The 16,554-nt window shown below is 73.0% G+C and carries 14 protein-coding genes and 1 CRISPR repeat array; of the genes, 10 read left to right on the forward strand and 4 right to left on the reverse strand.

Annotation, left to right across the window (positions count from 1 at the left end; translation table 11 throughout):
• Positions 1 to 10: 10 nt before the first annotated feature.
• Positions 11 to 404: a CRISPR direct-repeat array (repeat unit 28 nt; unit sequence GTCCTCCCCGCCGACGTGGGGGTGATCC).
• A 400-nt stretch (positions 405 to 804) separates the two neighbouring features.
• Positions 805 to 2,091, reverse strand: coding sequence for a prolyl oligopeptidase family serine peptidase (locus ABEB00_RS31115; protein WP_345624003.1), 1,287 nt, complete (start codon positions 2,089 to 2,091; stop codon positions 805 to 807).
• A 371-nt stretch (positions 2,092 to 2,462) separates the two neighbouring features.
• Here ABEB00_RS31115 and ABEB00_RS31120 point away from each other — a divergent pair, with 371 nt between their 5' ends.
• The 6 genes from ABEB00_RS31120 to ABEB00_RS31145 all read left to right on the forward strand — a co-directional run bounded on the left by ABEB00_RS31120 (position 2,463) and on the right by ABEB00_RS31145 (position 10,766).
• Positions 2,463 to 5,006 carry an MGH1-like glycoside hydrolase domain-containing protein gene (locus ABEB00_RS31120; protein WP_345624004.1) on the forward strand — a complete coding sequence of 848 codons (2,544 nt, stop codon included), beginning with the start codon at positions 2,463 to 2,465 and terminating at the stop codon, positions 5,004 to 5,006.
• A gap of 146 nt (positions 5,007 to 5,152) precedes the next feature.
• The gene (locus tag ABEB00_RS31125) at positions 5,153 to 7,225 is read left to right on the forward strand and encodes a glycoside hydrolase family 30 protein (protein ID WP_345624005.1); all 2,073 of its coding nucleotides are present in this window, start codon (positions 5,153 to 5,155) and stop codon (positions 7,223 to 7,225) included.
• Positions 7,226 to 7,372: 147 nt separating this feature from the next.
• Positions 7,373 to 7,768 carry a TOBE domain-containing protein gene (locus ABEB00_RS31130; protein ID WP_345624006.1) on the forward strand — a complete coding sequence of 132 codons (396 nt, stop codon included), beginning with the start codon at positions 7,373 to 7,375 and terminating at the stop codon, positions 7,766 to 7,768.
• Positions 7,769 to 8,032: 264 nt separating this feature from the next.
• Positions 8,033 to 8,833 carry a molybdate ABC transporter substrate-binding protein gene (gene modA, locus ABEB00_RS31135; protein ID WP_425586600.1) on the forward strand — a complete coding sequence of 267 codons (801 nt, stop codon included), beginning with the start codon at positions 8,033 to 8,035 and terminating at the stop codon, positions 8,831 to 8,833.
• Positions 8,830 to 9,624, forward strand: a complete 795-nt coding sequence (gene modB, locus ABEB00_RS31140; protein ID WP_345624008.1) for a molybdate ABC transporter permease subunit — start codon at positions 8,830 to 8,832, stop codon at positions 9,622 to 9,624. Before modA ends, modB begins: the two co-directional genes overlap by 4 nt.
• On the forward strand, positions 9,621 to 10,766 hold the full coding sequence (locus ABEB00_RS31145; protein ID WP_345624009.1) for an ABC transporter ATP-binding protein: 1,146 nt from the start codon (positions 9,621 to 9,623) through the stop codon (positions 10,764 to 10,766). Before modB ends, ABEB00_RS31145 begins: the two co-directional genes overlap by 4 nt.
• A gap of 24 nt (positions 10,767 to 10,790) precedes the next feature.
• Here the strand turns inward: ABEB00_RS31145 and ABEB00_RS31150 are convergent, their stop codons facing one another.
• The 3 genes from ABEB00_RS31150 to ABEB00_RS31160 all read right to left on the reverse strand — a co-directional run bounded on the left by ABEB00_RS31150 (position 10,791) and on the right by ABEB00_RS31160 (position 12,949).
• Positions 10,791 to 11,228: a DUF6299 family protein gene (locus tag ABEB00_RS31150; protein ID WP_345624010.1), complete on the reverse strand. Its 438-nt coding sequence runs from the start codon at positions 11,226 to 11,228 to the stop codon at positions 10,791 to 10,793.
• Positions 11,229 to 11,342: 114 nt separating this feature from the next.
• Positions 11,343 to 11,741, reverse strand: coding sequence for a RidA family protein (locus tag ABEB00_RS31155; protein WP_345624011.1), 399 nt, complete (start codon positions 11,739 to 11,741; stop codon positions 11,343 to 11,345).
• Positions 11,738 to 12,949 (reverse strand): acyl-CoA dehydrogenase family protein, encoded by a 1,212-nt coding sequence (locus ABEB00_RS31160; protein WP_345624013.1) that lies wholly within the window; start codon positions 12,947 to 12,949, stop codon positions 11,738 to 11,740. The genes ABEB00_RS31155 and ABEB00_RS31160 overlap by 4 nt, the downstream gene beginning before the upstream one ends.
• A gap of 156 nt (positions 12,950 to 13,105) precedes the next feature.
• On the opposite strand from ABEB00_RS31160, the gene ABEB00_RS31165 reads away from it, so the two are divergent.
• The 4 genes from ABEB00_RS31165 to ABEB00_RS31180 all read left to right on the forward strand — a co-directional run.
• The gene (locus tag ABEB00_RS31165) at positions 13,106 to 14,746 is read left to right on the forward strand and encodes an AMP-binding protein (RefSeq protein WP_345624014.1); all 1,641 of its coding nucleotides are present in this window, start codon (positions 13,106 to 13,108) and stop codon (positions 14,744 to 14,746) included.
• A complete protein-coding gene (locus tag ABEB00_RS31170; protein ID WP_345624015.1) occupies positions 14,743 to 15,582 on the forward strand; it encodes a PaaX family transcriptional regulator in 840 nt (279 codons plus the stop codon). The genes ABEB00_RS31165 and ABEB00_RS31170 overlap by 4 nt, the downstream gene beginning before the upstream one ends.
• 133 nt (positions 15,583 to 15,715) lie before the next feature.
• Entirely contained in the window at positions 15,716 to 16,267 is a 552-nt protein-coding gene (cysC, locus tag ABEB00_RS31175) for an adenylyl-sulfate kinase (protein WP_345624016.1), read from the forward strand.
• Positions 16,264 to 16,554 (forward strand): phosphoadenosine phosphosulfate reductase domain-containing protein (locus ABEB00_RS31180; RefSeq protein ID WP_345624017.1); only part of this gene is annotated, 291 nt, incomplete at its 3' end. The genes cysC and ABEB00_RS31180, both read left to right, overlap by 4 nt.

Consider the following 16,554-nt stretch of genomic DNA (forward strand, 5'->3'; position numbering starts at 1 on the left):
GGGCCGTCCGGTCCTCCCCGCCGACGTGGGGGTGATCCGTACTTCGCGACTTCCAGAACCTCTGGGACGGAGTCCTCCCCGCCGACGTGGGGGTGATCCGTCGCTCTGACGCAGGGCCCTCATGTGCGACGGGTCCTCCCCGCCGACGTGGGGGTGATCCGCCGAACCGCTTGACGAACTCCGCGTGAACCCAGTCCTCCCCGCCGACGTGGGGGTGATCCCGACCGTCGATCTCGACTGTGTCCCCGGTCCGCGTCCTCCCCGCCGACGTGGGGGTGATCCGTGCCCGGTCACCGTGCCCTTTGCCGGGGTGCCGTCCTCCCCGCCGACGTGGGGGTGATCCGTGCCCGGTCACCGTGCCCTTTGCCGGGGTGCCGTCCTCCCCGCCGACGTGGGGGTGATCCGTCCGCAGGAAGCCGGGCGCCGGAGGCGAGGGTGCCCTCCCCCGCCAACGTGGTGAAGCTGAACCGACACGCCCAGGTAGGCCAGCAGACGTGCTTTCCGCACGAGCGGAGGTGAGCTGCCCATCGCCACGGAGGAACAAAGGCCGACCTCCAGCGCACAGCCCCGGCCCGCCGCACTGCCCTACGTCGAGTGAAGCCGAAAAAGCCTCGGTCAGCCGTGGGAGCGCTCTGGGACTTTTCTGGGACTTTCGGCTTCATCAACTGGCACGAGCGTGAAACAGTCTGAAAGACCATTCTTCCAGGTCAGCGACCGAATCCCCCGCATCGCCGCAGGTCACCGCGCTGACTGGTCTCTTCCGGGACATCTGACGCGACGGATGCGGCGGCACCGGGTCCGGCGTCAGTGCCGCTGCTGGGCGGCCATCCACTGCCAGATGTGCGTGCCGTTGCTGCCGGGGTCGTTGCGGGCGACGTAGATCCACGACCAGTGGCCGTTGAACCGGTACCCGTTCCAGGTGACGTGGTCGTAGAGCGTCATCAGCGAGCCGGGAATGAGGTCGTGCGCGTGGGCGGTGTTGGCCCGCGGGTCCACGGTGGGGTCGTCGCGGGAGGCGACGAGCCAGGTCGGGGTGCTGATCTTCGCCAGTTCGGCGTCGGGGAGCAGGGGCGCGCCGCCGGACGGGAAGGAGGTGACGACGCCGCAGATCGGCACGGAAGCGGCGAACAGGCTGGGGTAGACACTGGTCATCTTCATGCTCATGTAGCCGCCGTTGCTGCACCCGGCAACGTAGATCCGGTCACGGTCGACGCGGTTCCCGCGCACCACGTCGCCGATGATCTCGTGGATGAGGGGGGCGAAGCGCGGGCCGTCCTGCATCCAGGCGGAGGTGCTCTGCGGGACCAGGACGTAGGCGCCGCCGAAGATGCGCTGCGCCTCGGGGGTGGCGAAGCCCAGGGCGCCGCGGTTGGCCCGCAGCGTGGTCTCGTTGTCGTAGTAGTCGTCGGGCAGCGAGGCGCCCTCCCCGCCGCCGTGCAGCCAGACGATCAGCGGGTGCCTGCCCCGCCGCGCGGAGCGCGAGGAGTGGGGGCCGGTGGGCGAGTACAGCCGGTACTTCATTCCCGAACCGGAGACGTGGGAGCTGAACGCGTCGACCTCGGGGTTCGAGACCCGACGGTTCCGCACGAAGTCGGTGACGGTGACCGGGTGGCGTTTCCGTGAGGTGAGCGGGGTGTTCTGGGTGAGGGTGTAGACGAGGTCGAGCCGCACGTTGCGGCCCCTGCCCGCCAGGTAACCGAGGGTGCCGCCGCCGGTCACGCCCTCGCCGTGGCTCAGGTCGAGCACGATGTCGCCGCGGTGGTCGAGCCGGACGGCGGTCACCGTGCGGTCGAGGTCGTACTCGCCGAAGATGACGTCGCCCTCGGCGACGGGGACGGGGCTGGTGGCTCTGGCGTGCACGCTGAAGGTGCCGGTGGTCAGGCCGGCCGGGTCGATCGGGCCGAGCCGGGCGGTGTGGAGGGTGAGCGAGGTGATCTGCTCACCGCCGTCGAGCACCCGCGCGTTCAGGGTGAATCTCACCCGGGTGGTCGCGTGGCCGTCGGCGTGCGCGGTGGTGCCGGGCACGGACAGACCGGCGGCAGCGCCCGCGCCGACGGCCAGGACGGTGCGACGACTGATCGGTGCTGCCATGCGGACTCCCTCTCTCCGGGACACACGAGGAGGCTCGGGACACACGAGGAGGCTAGGGAGCACCTTTTGGACCGTCAATAAGTGAGACGGGATGATCCAGGAGTTTCGTCGGCGCGGGCCCCGGGGCCTGCGTCGCAAGCCGGGTTTGATCCACAAGTCTTGACAGCCCGGACGGGTCGTCCATACTCACATCTGGCCGCATGACCGGTATACCGATTGTTGTTCGATATGCCGAACGCACGGTGAGTGTGGTGGACGCGAGGAGGTGAAGGCCGGAACGACGCGTACCCGCACCCGCAGCCCCAGCCGCACCCCGCACGGTCAGCGCGCCCGCACCCCCACCCATCGCTCCGTGAAGAAGGGCCCACCACGTGACGGACCACCCTCTGCACAGACGCACCTTCCTCGCCGGCGTCGGCGCCACCGGCATCACCGGCTCGGCAGCGCTCGGCCTCGCCGCCACGGCCGCCTCCGCCTCCCCCGCGGCGGCGGCCCCGGCCTCCACGCCGGGGCCGGCAACCCTCCCCTACCCCACGCTGAAGCGGCCGTTCGCCATGCCCGGCGTGCGGGAGCAGGACTGGACCGGCGCCCTGTTCGTCGGCGACGGCGAGTCCCGGTTCGCGCTCCGCGTCGGCCTCCTCACCGCGCAGGGCAAGCTCATCCGGGAGAAGATGACCAACCACCTGTGGCGCATCGGGCCCATGACGCCCGACGGCGCCTACAAGGAGGTGCGGGTCAGCACCGACGACCGCACGGTCATGCCCGCCCACCTCCAGGCGCTGCGCGAGGTGATCGCGCACCCGGACCAGTGGTCGCGGGACGCGGTCACCGACGCCACCGCCAAACTCCCGCAGCTCGAACAGAAGTACGCGCAGACGCAGGAGCAGAAGCGCACCATCCGGGTCCGTTACGCCCGTACCGCGGACGGCGCGGGGCTCGTCGGTGCCGTCACCGCCCTCGACGACGACACGACCGTCGTCCTGGAGGTCGGCACCCCCTGGGGAGAGAAGGCGACCGTCGCCCTGGACGGCCGGGACGTGACCGCCGGCGCCCCCGGGCTGCTCGACGCGGGACGGACCGGTCACTTCCGGCTCTCCCCCACCGAACCCACCGAATCCGCCGGCGACGCGGGCTGTTACGCCTCCGTCGCCGACCTGACGGCGGCCGTGACCGGCGGCACCGGGACGCCGGGCGACGTGGTCGCCGGGCTCGTCCACCGGCTCGGCAAGGGGCAGACGATCACGTTCACCGCCCGGGTCGGGGCCAGACCGCTGCCGGCCGGTGCCCCGGAGGCGCACGACATCGAGCGCGCCCTCGCCGCCGCCGAGGCACGGGTGCGCGGCCACCACCTCACCGGGTCCGGTCCGGTGGGGCGGGCCGCCGACGCCGTACGCGACGCGCTGTCCCTGAACACCAACTACGACAAGGAGACCCGGCGCAACTACGTCATGTGGGGCTGGGGCGGCGGGGGCGGGCTGTTCACCGGCTGGGACTCCGCCTTCGACTGCGTCGAGGCCGCCCTCGTCAGCCACCCGCTCGCCGTCCAGCACGAGACGGACGTCTTCGACGCGCCCGCCCCGCCGAACCAGATCCCGCTGCGCGGACCGCGCTACGACCAGCAGAACGCCGGGCCCATGCACGCGTACGCCGTCTGGCGGCTGTACACCAAGCTCGGCGACCGCACCGTGCTGGAGAAGGCGTACCCCGCGCTCGTCACCTTCCACGACCTGCTGCCGGAGTGGGACACCGACAAGGACGGCCTGCTGGAGAGCCCCTACTTCGGGGACCGGATCGGCGGCCGGGGCAACCACCTCGGACTGGACGACAGCCCGGTCTACGCCGCCTACCACCGCATCGCCAAGCAGGGCGGCAGCGGCGACCCGCGGGACAACACCGACCTCACCGACGTGGCGCTCAACTCGTACTACGCGCTGCTCGCCGAGACGCTCGCGAAGATGGCCCGGGTGCTGGGGCACCGCCGCGACGCGGAGCGCTTCGCGGCGCGGCACGCGTCGCTCAAGCGACTGCTCAACGACCGGCTGTGGCACCCCGGCAAGGGCCTGTACCTGAGCCGCTACCTCGACGGCACCTGGAACGAGACCGTCACGCCGACCGTCTTCTACCCGCTCTTCGCCGGCCTCGCCACGCCCGAACGCGCCCGGGTGCTGGTCGAGGAACACCTGCTGAACGAGGAGGAGTTCTGGGGCGAGTACGTCATTCCCAGCGTCGCCCGCAACGACCCGGCGTACTGCACCGGCGGCCCCGTGCACCCCGGCTCCGCGCACTTCAAGTACTTCGAGCGGTACGGCGAGAACTCCTCGCCCGAGCAGTGGCTGGGAGCCGCCTGGCCGCCCATGAACTTCACCGTGTACGACGGCGTCAAGCGGTACGGGTTCGACGACGCCGCGGGACGGTTCGCCGCCCGCTCCACCGCGATGTACCTCGACGCCTGGGACAAGGAGGGCTGGTTCCCCGAGTCCTTCGACCCCGATCCGGGGCAGGGGGTCATGGCCTCCGCCGTCGACACCGCCTGGCGCACCTACTCCTGGTCGAACGCGATGGCCGTGCAGGGGCTGCACGAGCTGCTCTCCGACAACCCCTGGGACGGCGACCCGTCGGCGCTGATGTTCGGTTCGCTGACGCTGCCCGGCACCAACACGGTTGACAACGTTGTCCTCCGGGGGCACACGTACACCGTCTCGGCCGGTCCGCGCCGCACCGTCCTGGTTCGCGACGGCCGGACCGTGTTCCGGGCGACCGGCGCCCGGGTCGCGGTCCGCGACTTCGTGCTCCGCGGCTCGGGAGCCTCCTTCGACGTCACGGCCGACGGACCGGCCCGGGTCGAGGTGGTCGCCCCGGACGGCCGGTCCCGGAGCCGGAAGGTGCCCGCCGGCCGCAGCCGCGTAGCGCTGTGACACCCGCCCCCCGCAACCCTCCCGCCAAGGAGAGCCGCATGGAGAGCCGTACGCCGAGCCCTACGCCGAGCCGTACGCAGAGCCGTATGCCGAGTCGCACGCACAGCCGCACGCACAGCCGTATGCCGAGTCGCACGCACAGCCGCATGACCGGGCCGTCCGCCCGGAGCGGAGGCCGACGGTGGACACGGGCGCTGTGCGCCCTGCTCATGTCCTGCCTCGCCGCCGTCGCACCGTCCGCCGCGCACGCCGGCCCGGCGACGACCGCCGGACAGGAGATCACCGTGGACGGCGCCGGCACCGGGCGCGTCTTCGACGGGGTCGGTGCCATCAGCGGTGGCGGCGGCACCTCACGGCTGCTCGTCGACTACCCCGAGCCGCAGCGCACCCAGATCCTCGACTACCTCTTCAAGCCGGGAGCGGGTGCCTCGCTGCAGATCCTGAAGGTGGAGATCGGCGCGGACACCAACTCCAGTAACGGTGCCGAACCGAGCCACATGCGCACCCGGACCGAGGTGAACTGCGACCGCGGCTACGAGTGGTGGCTGATGGAGGAGGCCCGGAAGCGCAATCCGCGGATCCGTTTCTACGGCCTCGAATGGGGCGCGCCCGGCTGGTTCGAGGGCGGCTTCTGGTCCGACGACAACGTCACCTACCTGACCAAGTGGCTGGGCTGCGCCGAGCGGCACGGACTGGACGTCGGCTATCTCGGCGGCTGGAACGAGAAGGGCTGGGACGCCGCCTGGTACGGCAAGCTCAAGAAGGCGCTGGTCGCCCACGGTTACGGCGAGGTGAAGGTGGTGGCGGCCGACAACGCCGGGTGGGACGTGGCCACCGACATGAAGAACGACCCCGCCTTCGACGCGGCCACCGACGTCGTCGGCATCCACTATCCGTGCTCGGCCGTCCACTGTTCCAGCTCGCAGGACGCCCTCGACCTGGACAAACCGCTCTTCGCGAGTGAGTCGGGCTGGAACAACTACCTGACCGGAGCCAGTCGGCTCGCCGCCGAGATGAACCACGAGTACGTGGACTCCCGCATCACCGCCTTCATCAACTGGCCCGCCGTGTACGCCTGGTATCCGACCGTGCAGATGCAGGGCAGCGGGCTGCTCCAGGCCAACGAGCCGTGGACCGGCCACTACGACCTGGGCCCGACGCTGTGGACGCTCGCCCAGACCGCGCAGTTCACCCGCCCCGGCTGGCGCTATGTCGACTCGGCGAGCGGTTACCTCGACGGCGGCGGCACCTATGTGACGCTGCGGTCGCCGGGGCCGGAACCGCAGTACACGACGGTGTTCGAGACCACCGGCGCGACCGGGCCGCAGGCGGTCGGCGTCACCCCCACCGGGGGGCTTCCGCGCGGCGCGCTGCACCGCTGGTCGACCACGCTGGAGTCGACCGACCCCGCCGACTGGTTCGTGCGCGGCGCCGACGTCCGTCCGGACGCGGCGGGCGGCCACCGGGTGACCCTGGAGCCGGGCACCGTCACCACGCTGACCACCATGGCCGGCGGGAAGAGCCGGGCGGCCGCGAAGGCGCCCGCCGCCCGGACGATGGCGCTGCCCTACCGGGACGACTTCGACCGCTACCGGTCGGGTGCCACGCCCCGGTACCTCTCCGACATGGAGGGCGCGTTCCAGGCCGCCCGCTGCCCGGCCGCGGCCCCTCGGTCCGCCGCCGGCGACCGGGGTACCGGCACCTGCCTGCGGCAGACCGTCACGACGCCGCCCACCAAGTGGTCGAGGGTCGCCAGTCCGCTCACCCTGGTCGGCGACAGCCGGTGGACCGACTACACCGTGTCCGCCAAGACACTCGTCAATGGCGCCTACGGCACCGTCGGCACCGACAGCACCGACAGCACCGGGACGGCCTCGCTCCTCGGCCGGGTCGTGAACCAGCTCAACAACGTCGGCCCCGGCCGCAACAACGTCTGGCAGGGCTACCACCTCGATCTGTCGGCCGACGGTACGTGGTCGCTGAAGGTCGTCGCGCCCGACAAGGCGACGCACGTCCTGGCGAGCGGCAGTCGGTCCGGCGCGGGTACGGACACCTGGCACCGGCTCTCGCTCGGTTTCAAGGGCGACACGATCACCGCCCGCGTCGACAACCGCGTGGTCGCCCGGGTCACCGACGGCACCTACACCCACGGCCAGGTGGGTCTGGGCCTCGACTCCTACACCGCCTCGCACTTCGACGACCTGGCGGTCACCCGCTGAGGAAGGCGAGGGAGGCGGTCACCCGCTGAGGAAGGCGGTCACCCGCCGGGGGAGGTCGGGCGCGGGGCGGCCGGGAGCCCCGCGCCCACGTCCTGACCAGGTCGTGCGGTGCGGTCGACCCGGCGCCGATCGCCTATCTTGACCCCCATGCAGTCCTACACAATCGGTCAGGCGGCACGGCTGCTCGGGGTGAGTCCGGACACCGCGCGGCGGTGGGCGGACGCCGGGCGGGTGGCCACTCATCGGGACGAAGGCGGCCGGCGTCTCATCGACGGGAAGGATCTGGCCGCCTTCTCCGTCGAGCTGGCCAAGGGCGACGGCGGCGAGGAGGACCCCTCGTACACCTCTGTCCGCAACGCCTTCCCCGGCATCGTCACCGCCGTCAAGCTCGGCGATGTCGCGGCCCAGGTGGAGATCCAGGCCGGGCCGCACCGGCTGGTGTCGCTGCTGACCCGGGAGGCCGTGGAGGAACTCGGGCTGGAGGTGGGGGTGGAGGCCACCGCCCGGGTGAAGTCGACGAACGTCCATGTCGACCGGGCCTGACGGGCGCCCGCCCGGCGCCTCTTCGTGCGAAGGCACATTCCGGGTTCGGACGTCGATTGAGCGGCTTGTGCGATGAGACAGGGGGACTTTGCCTCGCATCTGCGGCGGTCGGCACTATGATCGGCGCGTCGGTCCTCGCGAACGTGCGCGAGGTCGCCGCGACAATCGCCGCACAACCGCCGGACAATCGCCGGACATCGAGGGAGTGGACCTGTGACGACGACGACCCCTTCCGGTCACCGCGGGCACCGCGGGCGGCAAGCGCTGCGGGCCGCCGGTGCGGCGACCGCCGCGCTGCTCGCCCTGAGCGCCTGTTCCTCCTCCGGCTCCGGCTCCGACGACTCCTCGTCGTCCGGCGCGGACGACTCCGCGTCGGCGTCCGCCGGGGTGTCCGGTGAGGTGACCGTGCTCGCCGCCGCCTCGCTGAAGGAGAGCTTCACGGCGCTGGGCGCGGAGTTCGAGAAGGAGCACCCGGGCACGAAGGTGACGTTCAGCTTCGGCGGCAGCGACTCCCTCGCCGCGAGCATCACCGGTGGCGCACCGGCGGACGTGTTCGCCTCCGCCAGTCCCAAGACGATGAAGACGGTCACCGACGCGGGTGACGCGTCCGGCACGCCCGTCACCTTCGTGCGCAATCAGTTGGAGATCGCCACGCTGCCGGGCAACCCGGACCGGATCTCCTCGCTCAAGGATCTCACCGGCTCCGGGCTCAAGGTCGTGCTGTGCGACGAGGAGGTGCCCTGCGGCGCCGCCGCCCGGACGGCCCTGGACGCCGCCGGGCTGAAGCTCACCCCGGTCTCCTACGAGCAGGACGTCAAGTCCGCGCTGACCAAGGTGGAGCTGAAGGAGGCCGACGCGGCCGTCGTCTACAAGACCGATGTGCACGCGGCGGGCGACAAGGTCGAGGGCGTGGACTTCCCCGAGTCCGCCGACGCGGTCAACGACTATCCGATCGCGCTGCTCAAGAACGCGGAGAACGCCGGGGCCGCCAAGGCGTTCATCGCCCTGGTCCGCTCCGAGCAGGGGCGGAAGGTCCTGACCGGGGCCGGGTTCCTCGCCCCGTGACCCGTGCGCCCGGCCGCGCCGTACCGCTGCCGCTGCTCGTGCCCGCCCTGGTGGGGCTGGCCTTCCTCGTACTGCCGCTGCTCGCGCTGCTGGTCCGCACCCCCTGGCGGAGTCTGCCGGACCAGTTGACCAGCCCCGAGGTCTGGCAGGCGCTGCGGCTGTCCCTGCTGTGCGCCACCTCGGCCACCGCGGTGAGCCTGGTGATCGGGGTGCCGCTGGCCTGGCTGCTGGCCCGGGTCGAGTTCCCCGGCCGCGGGCTGGTCCGCGCGCTGGTCACCCTGCCGCTCGTCCTGCCGCCGGTGGTGGGCGGCGTCGCGCTGCTGATGGCGCTCGGCCGCAACGGGGTGGTCGGCAAGTGGCTGGACGCGTGGTTCGGCGTCACGCTGCCGTTCACCACCACCGGGGTGGTCCTCGCCGAGGCGTTCGTCGCGATGCCCTTCCTCGTCATCAGCGTCGAGGGCACGCTGCGGGCCGCCGACCCGCGCTACGAGGAGGCCGCCATGACCCTGGGCGCGTCCCGTTTCACCGCGTTCCGCCGGGTCACCCTGCCGCTCATCGCGCCCGGTGTCGCCGCGGGCGCGGTCCTCGCCTGGGCGCGGGCGCTCGGCGAGTTCGGGGCCACCATCACCTTCGCGGGGAACTTCCCCGGCCGGACCCAGACGATGCCGCTCGCCGTCTACCTGGCCCTGCAGAGCGACCCCGAGGCCGCCATAGCCCTCAGCCTGGTGCTGCTCGCCGTGTCCGTCGCGGTCCTGGCCGGCCTGCGCGACCGCTGGATGACCACCTCATGACCGGCCCCGGCGGCACCCGGGCGCACTCCGGTGCGTCCGCCGCCGCGCCCGAGGGCCTGGACGCCCGGCTCGTCGTCGATCGCGGGAACTTCCGGCTGGAGGTGACGCTGACGGCCGCGCCCGGGGACGTCGTGGCGCTGCTCGGTCCGAACGGCGCCGGCAAGACCACCGCGCTGCGCGCCCTCGCCGGTCTCGTCCCGCTCACGGACGGGCATCTCCGCCTGGACGGTACGGGGCTGGAGCGTACGCCGCCCGAGTCCCGGCCGGTCGGCGTCGTCTTCCAGGACTACCTGCTCTTCCCTCACCTCACCGCGCTGGACAACGTGGCGTTCGGGCCGCGCTGCCACGGCGCGTCCAAGGCCGAGGCCCGCGCGCTGGCCGCGGGCTGGCTGGAGCGGATGGGGCTCGCCGCGCACGCCGGCGCCAAGCCCCGCCGGCTCTCCGGCGGCCAGGCCCAGCGCGTCGCCCTCGCCCGTGCCCTGGCGACCCGGCCCCGGCTGCTCCTGCTCGACGAGCCCCTCGCCGCGCTCGACGCCCGCACCCGCCTGGAGGTGCGCACCCAGCTCCGCCGCCATCTGGCCGAGTTCGAGGCGGTCGCCGTACTCGTCACGCACGATCCGCTGGACGCGATGGTGCTGGCCGACCGGCTCGTCGTGGTCGAGGAGGGGCGGGTGGTCCAGGAGGGTTCTCCCGCCGAGATCGCCCGCCATCCGCGTACGGACTACATCGCCCACCTGGTCGGCCTCAACCTCTACAAGGGGCGCGCCGAGGGTCACACGGTCCGCGTCGACGGGCACGGCGGCAGCGATGGCGACGGTGGCGGGGGCGGTGGCGATGGCGACGGTGGCGGGCCGGTGATCACGACCACGGAGGAGCTGACGGGGCCCGTCTTCGTCGCCTTCCCGCCGGGTGCGGTGACCCTGCACCGGGACCGGCCCAGCGGTTCCAGCGCGCGCAACCTGTGGCGGTGCGAGGTGGCCGGTCTGGAGACCCATGGCGACCAGATCCGGGCCGACCTCACCGGCGTACTCCCGCTCGTCGCCGATCTGACGACGGTCGCCGCGGCCGAGCTGGGCCTGCATCCGGGGGCGACGGTCTGGGCGACGCTGAAGGCGGCTCAGACGCACGCCTACCCGGCCTGACGGCCGGGGGCGTGCGCCGCGGTGTCAGCCCTGGACCAGCGCGACGGTCCCCGCCTGCCGGGCGTGGAAGCTCGGCAGCGGGAGGCCGCCGCCGAGCGGACGCAGCTCCATCAGGGTGGCCTCGACGTCGGCCGGGCCGGGTCTCAGGCGGGTGGCGGACGACGGCCGGCCGGAGTTGGCCCAGAGGTGCTGCCGGCCGTCGCACACGGCTCGGGTGCCGCCGATGCCGTGGCGGACGGAGCCGTTGTCCTGGCCGACGGAGGAGCTGACGAAGACCGGGCCGGCGCCGGGGACGCAGCTATAGGTGCCGGTGAGGGTGACGGTGCCGTCCGCGGCGATACGACCGGTGGGGTCGACCGTCACCGTCCCGAGCACGGCGGGGGCGGCGGGTGCGGCGGGTGCGGCGGCCAGCAGGAGCAGGGTGGCGCCGGCGACGGCGCCGAGGGCCGGACGCAGGGTCATGGGAAACCTCCTGGGTGTGGGGTTTCCACTGGTACCGGGCTCACGGGGCCGACGGCGTGCACGTCACCCCTTCGGTGGCGCGTCCCCTCGGGAGCGGTACGGCCGGCGGTACGGCTATGGGAGCACCGCGAAGCCGTCCAGTTCGACCGTCGCCGTCTCGTCCCACAGGCGGGCGACCTGGACGACGGCCATCGCCGGGTAGTGCCGGCCCGCGCGGGCGCGCCACAGCCGGCCCAGCGTCGGGGCGTGGGCGCGGTAGGCGGCGAGGTCGGTGGTGTAGACGGTGACGCGGGCCAGCTCGGCGGGGGTGCCGCCGGCCGCGCGCAGGGCCGCGAGAAGGTTGGCGAGGGCCCTGTCGAACTGCTCGGGGAGCGTCTCGCCGCACACCTCCCCGTCGGCGTCGAGGGCGGTCTGACCGGCCAGGAAGACGATACGGCTGCCGGTGGCGACGACGGCGTGGGAGAAGCCGGTGGGCGGGGAGAGCCGGGGCGGGTCGACGCGTTCGACGGTCATGTTCCTCCGGCCTCCCCCGCCCCCACGGTCGGGGACCGCCGCGCGTACAACTCCTTCGCGATGATCTCCCGTTGCACCTCGCTGGCGCCCTCGTACACCCGTGGGGCGCGTACCTCGCGGTAGAGGTGTTCGAGGAGGTGGCCGCGGCGCAGGGCGCGGGCGCCATGGAGCTGGACGGCGCGGTCCACGACGTACTGGGCGGTCTCCGTGGCCAGCAGTTTCGCCATCGCCGCGCGCAGCGGGACGTCCGGCGCGCCGGTGTCGTACGCCGTCGCCGCCGCGTACACCATCAGGCGGGCCGCCTCGGTGCGCAGGGACATCTCGGCGACCTGGTGGGCGACGGTCTGGAGGTCGCACAGCTTGCCGCCGAAGGCGTCGCGGGCGCGGGTGTGCGCCAGGGTCGCGTCCAGGGCCGCCTGGGCCATGCCGACCGCGGCGGCACCGACGCTCGGGCGGAAGAGGTTCAGGGTGCCCATGGCGACCCGGAAGCCGCGGTCCGGCTCGCCGAGCAGGTCGTCGGCGCTCACCGGCACCTCGTCGAAGGTGAGGGCGCCGAGGGGGTGCGGCGCGAGCATCTCCAGGGGGGTGCCGGTGAGGCCGGGCCGGTCGGCGGGGACGAGGAACGCGGTGACGCCGCGGGCGCCGGCGCCGGGCGTGGTGCGGGCGAAGACGGTGTAGAAGTCGGCCTCCGGGGCGTTGGAGATCCAGCACTTCTCACCACTGAGCCGCCAGCCCGACCGCCCGTCGGAACGAGCGTCCAGAACCTCGCCGGCCCCGGCCCCCGTCGACCCGGCCCCCGTGTCCGGTGTCGCCCGCAGCGACAGCGCCGCCGCGTCGGAGCCGGCGCCCGGCTCGCTGAGGGCGAAGGCTGCGGCCGCGGTGCCGTCGGCGACCCGGGGCAGCCAGCGGGCGCGCTGGGCCGCGGTGCCGTGGGCGCGCACCGGATAGGCGCCGAGTCCCTGGAGGGCCAGCGCGGTCTCGGCCTCCGCGCAGGTGCGGGCGAGGGACTCCCGCATCAGGCACAGGTCGAGCGCTCCGGAGGTGAACAGCCGGGGCAGCAGGCCCAGTTTGCCCAGTGCGGCGAGGAGAGGGCGGTTCACCCGGCCCGCTTCGCCCGCGTCGGCGAGCGGGCGGAGCCGTTCGACGGCCAGGGCGCGCAGTTCGGCGCACCAGGCCGCCTGCGCCGGTTCGAGCGAGAAAGCGGACATCACCGGTCTCCCTGTCTCCCCCGCGTCGTCTCCCCCGCCGGTCTCCGACTCCGCCTCCCAGTCCCCGACTTCTCGCAATATCGCGCACCGTTGACTGTCGTCACCAACCCGATATTCTCCGGAAGCGAGCCCACGACGACAAGGGGGCGTACCGTCATGGATCGCCGTGGCACCGCCCGTACCGCCCACGTCGACACGTTCGCCCGCGATCACCTGCCGCCGCCCGACCAGTGGCCCCAGCTCCGCTTCGACCTCCCGGAACTGCGCTACCCGGAGCGCCTGAACTGCGCCGCCGAACTCCTCGACGGCGCCGACGACCCCGGCCGCCCCGCCTTCCGCACCGCCCCCGGCACCGTGTGGACCTACGGCGAACTGCGCGCCCGCGTCGACCGGCTGGCCCATCTGCTCACCGGCGACCTCGGTGTGGTCCCCGGCAACCGGGTGCTGCTGCGCGGCCCCACCACCCCGTGGCTGGCCGCCTGCTGGCTCGCCGTGCTCAAGGCGGGCGCGGTCGCCGTCACCGTGCTCGCCCAGCAGCGCCCGCACGAGCTGAGCGCGATGTGCGAGATCGCCCGCGTCCGGCACGCCCTGTGCGACGTCCGGGCCGTCACCGACCTCGCCGCGGCGCGGGTCCCGGGGCTGCGGATCACGACGTACGGCGGTGCCGGCCCCGACGACCTGCTGAACCGCCCGGCGTCCACCGCGCCCTACCCGGCCGTGGACACCGCGGCCGACGACGTGGCGCTGATCGCCTTCACCTCGGGCACCACCGGCCGCCCCAAGGGGTGCGTGCACCTGCACCGGGACATCCCCGCGATCGCCGACACCTTCTCCCGGCACATCCTGAAGCCGTGCGCGGACGACCTGTTCGCGGGCAGTCCCCCGCTCGGTTTCACCTTCGGCCTGGGCGGCCTGGTGATCTTCCCGATGCGGGCGGGCGCGTGCAGCCTGCTGCTGGAGCGGGCCGGACCCCGGCACCTGCTCGCCGCGATCGCCGCGCACCGGGTGTCGGTGCTGTTCACCGCGCCGACGGCGTACCGCGTGATGCTCGACGACCTCGACGGGTACGACGTGACGTCCCTGCGGCGCTGCGTCTCCGCCGGTGAGAACCTGCCGGCCGCCACCTGGCGGGCCTGGCACGCGCGTACCGGGCTCGGCCTGATCAACGGCATCGGCGCCACCGAGCTGCTGCACATCTTCCTCTCCGCCGCCGACGAGCGGATCCGGCCCGGCACCACGGGCCTTCCGGTACCGGGGTGGCAGGCCCGGGTGCAGGACCCGCACGGCGAGCCGGTGCCCGACGGCCGGCCGGGACTGCTCGCGGTGCGCGGCCCGGTCGGCTGCCGCTATCTCGCCGACCCGCGGCAGCGGGAGTACGTGCGCGGCGGCTGGAACGTCACCGGGGACACCTACGTCCGCGAACCCGACGGCTACTTCCGGTACCTGGCCCGCGCCGACGACATGATCGTCTCCGCCGGGTACAACATCGCCGGCCCCGAGGTGGAGGAGGCGCTGCTGCGCCATCCGGCCGTGGCGGAGGCGGCGGTGGTGGGCCGGCCGGACGCGGGACGCGGGCAGGTCGTGGTGGCCCATGTGGTGCTGAAGGAGGGTGCCGAGCCGGACGCCGAGGCGCTGGCCGTCTTCGTCCGCTCGGAGCTGGCGCCGTACAAATGCCCCCGGGAGATCGTGTTCCACGACGCGCTGCCGCGCACGGCGACCGGCAAACTCCAGCGGTTCCGGCTCACCGACGCGGGTACCTGCGGCGATACCGGCCCACACCCCGACGACCTAAGATGATCAACGTGTCCGACCAGCTCACCCCGCGCTCCCTCATCGTCACGCTCTACGGCGCGTACGGTCGCTTCGCGACGGGTCCCGTGCCCGTCGCCGAGCTGATCAGACTGCTCGCCGCGGTCGGGGTGGACGCGCCCTCCGTACGCTCGTCGGTCTCGCGTCTCAAGCGGCGCGGCCTGCTGCTGCCCGCGCGCACGGCCGAGGGCGCGGCCGGATACGAAGTCTCCGACGAGGCAAGCCAGTTGCTCGTCGACGGCGACCGGCGGATCTACGCCACCGATCCTCGCGAGGACGAGGGCTGGGTGCTCGCGGTGTTCTCCGTGCCGGAGTCGGAGCGGCAGAAGCGGCACGTCCTGCGCTCCCGGCTCTCCGCGCTCGGCTTCGGCGCCGCCGCCCCCGGCGTGTGGATCGCCCCGGCCCGCCTCTACGAGGAGACCCGGCACACCCTCGGGCGGCTGCGGCTGGACGCGTACGTCGACTTCTTCCGCGGTGAGCACCTGGGTTTCGCCCCCACCGCCGAGGCGGTGGCCCGCTGGTGGGACCTGGCCGCGGTCGCCAAGGAGCACGAGGCGTTCCTCGACCGCCACGAGCCCGTGCTGGCCACCTGGGAGCGGCGCGCGGACACCCCGCCGGAGGACGCCTACCGCGACTACCTGCCGGCCCTGGACTCCTGGCGCCGGCTGCCGTACGCCGACCCCGGGCTGCCGGCCCGGCTGCTGCCCGCCGACTGGCCGGGCGCCCGTTCGGCGGCCGTCTTCCGCGCGCTGCACGAGCGGCTGCGGGACGCCGGGGCGGTCTTCGCGGGAGTGGCCCCGAACGCCCCGGGACCGCCGCGCTGATCAGCGGGTGTGACCTCAGACACAACACGTGTCCCTCACGTGACCCTCAGCTTCCTCTGTGCCTCCTCTCAAGTTTCTTACCTACCGTCCGTGAGGTCGTGACGGGGGCAGAACGAGAAGAGGACTGTTGCGCATGACCACCACGGCAAGACCTGCGGGAGCCACCGTCTGGCTCACCGGGCTGCCGAGCGCGGGCAAGACGACCATCGCCCGGCTGCTCGGTGACCGGCTGAAGGCGGAGGGCCGCAGGGTGGAGGTCCTCGACGGCGACGAGATCCGCCGCTTCCTCTCGGCGGGCCTGGGTTTCTCCCGCGCGGACCGCGACACCAACGTGCGGCGGATCGGCCTGGTCTCCGAGGTGCTCGCCCGCAACGGTGTCCTCTGCGTCGTCCCCGTGATCGCGCCGTACGCCGACAGCCGCGAGGCGGTCCGGGCCCGGCACGCGGCGAGTGCCACCCCGTACATCGAGGTGCATGTGGCGACCCCGGTCGAGGTGTGTGGCGAGCGGGACGTGAAGGGGCTCTACGCCAAGCAGGCCGCGGGTGAGCTGACCGGGCTGACCGGGGTCGACGACCCGTACGAGCCGCCGGCCGATCCGGCGCTGGTGCTGCGGACGCGGGACCAGACGCCGCGGGAGTCGGCGGACACCGTGTACGCGGTGCTGGCGGAGCGGGGGCTGCTGTGAGCGACGTCGCCCTCTCTCATCTGGACGCCCTGGAGTCGGAGGCGGTGCACATCTTCCGCGAGGTGGCGGGCGAGTTCGAACGACCGGTGATCCTCTTCTCCGGCGGCAAGGACTCCATCGTCATGCTCCATCTGGCGCTGAAGGCGTTCACCCCCGCACCCGTCCCCTTCTCCCTCCTGCACGTCGACACCGGACACAACTTCCCCGAGGTACTGGAGTACCGCGACCGCACCGTCGCCCGGCACGGCCTGCGCCTGCACATCGCCTCCGTCCAGGACTACATCGAC

Source organism: Streptomyces ziwulingensis, assembly GCF_039542605.1.
GTDB classification, from domain to species: Bacteria; Actinomycetota; Actinomycetes; order Streptomycetales; family Streptomycetaceae; genus Streptomyces; species Streptomyces ziwulingensis.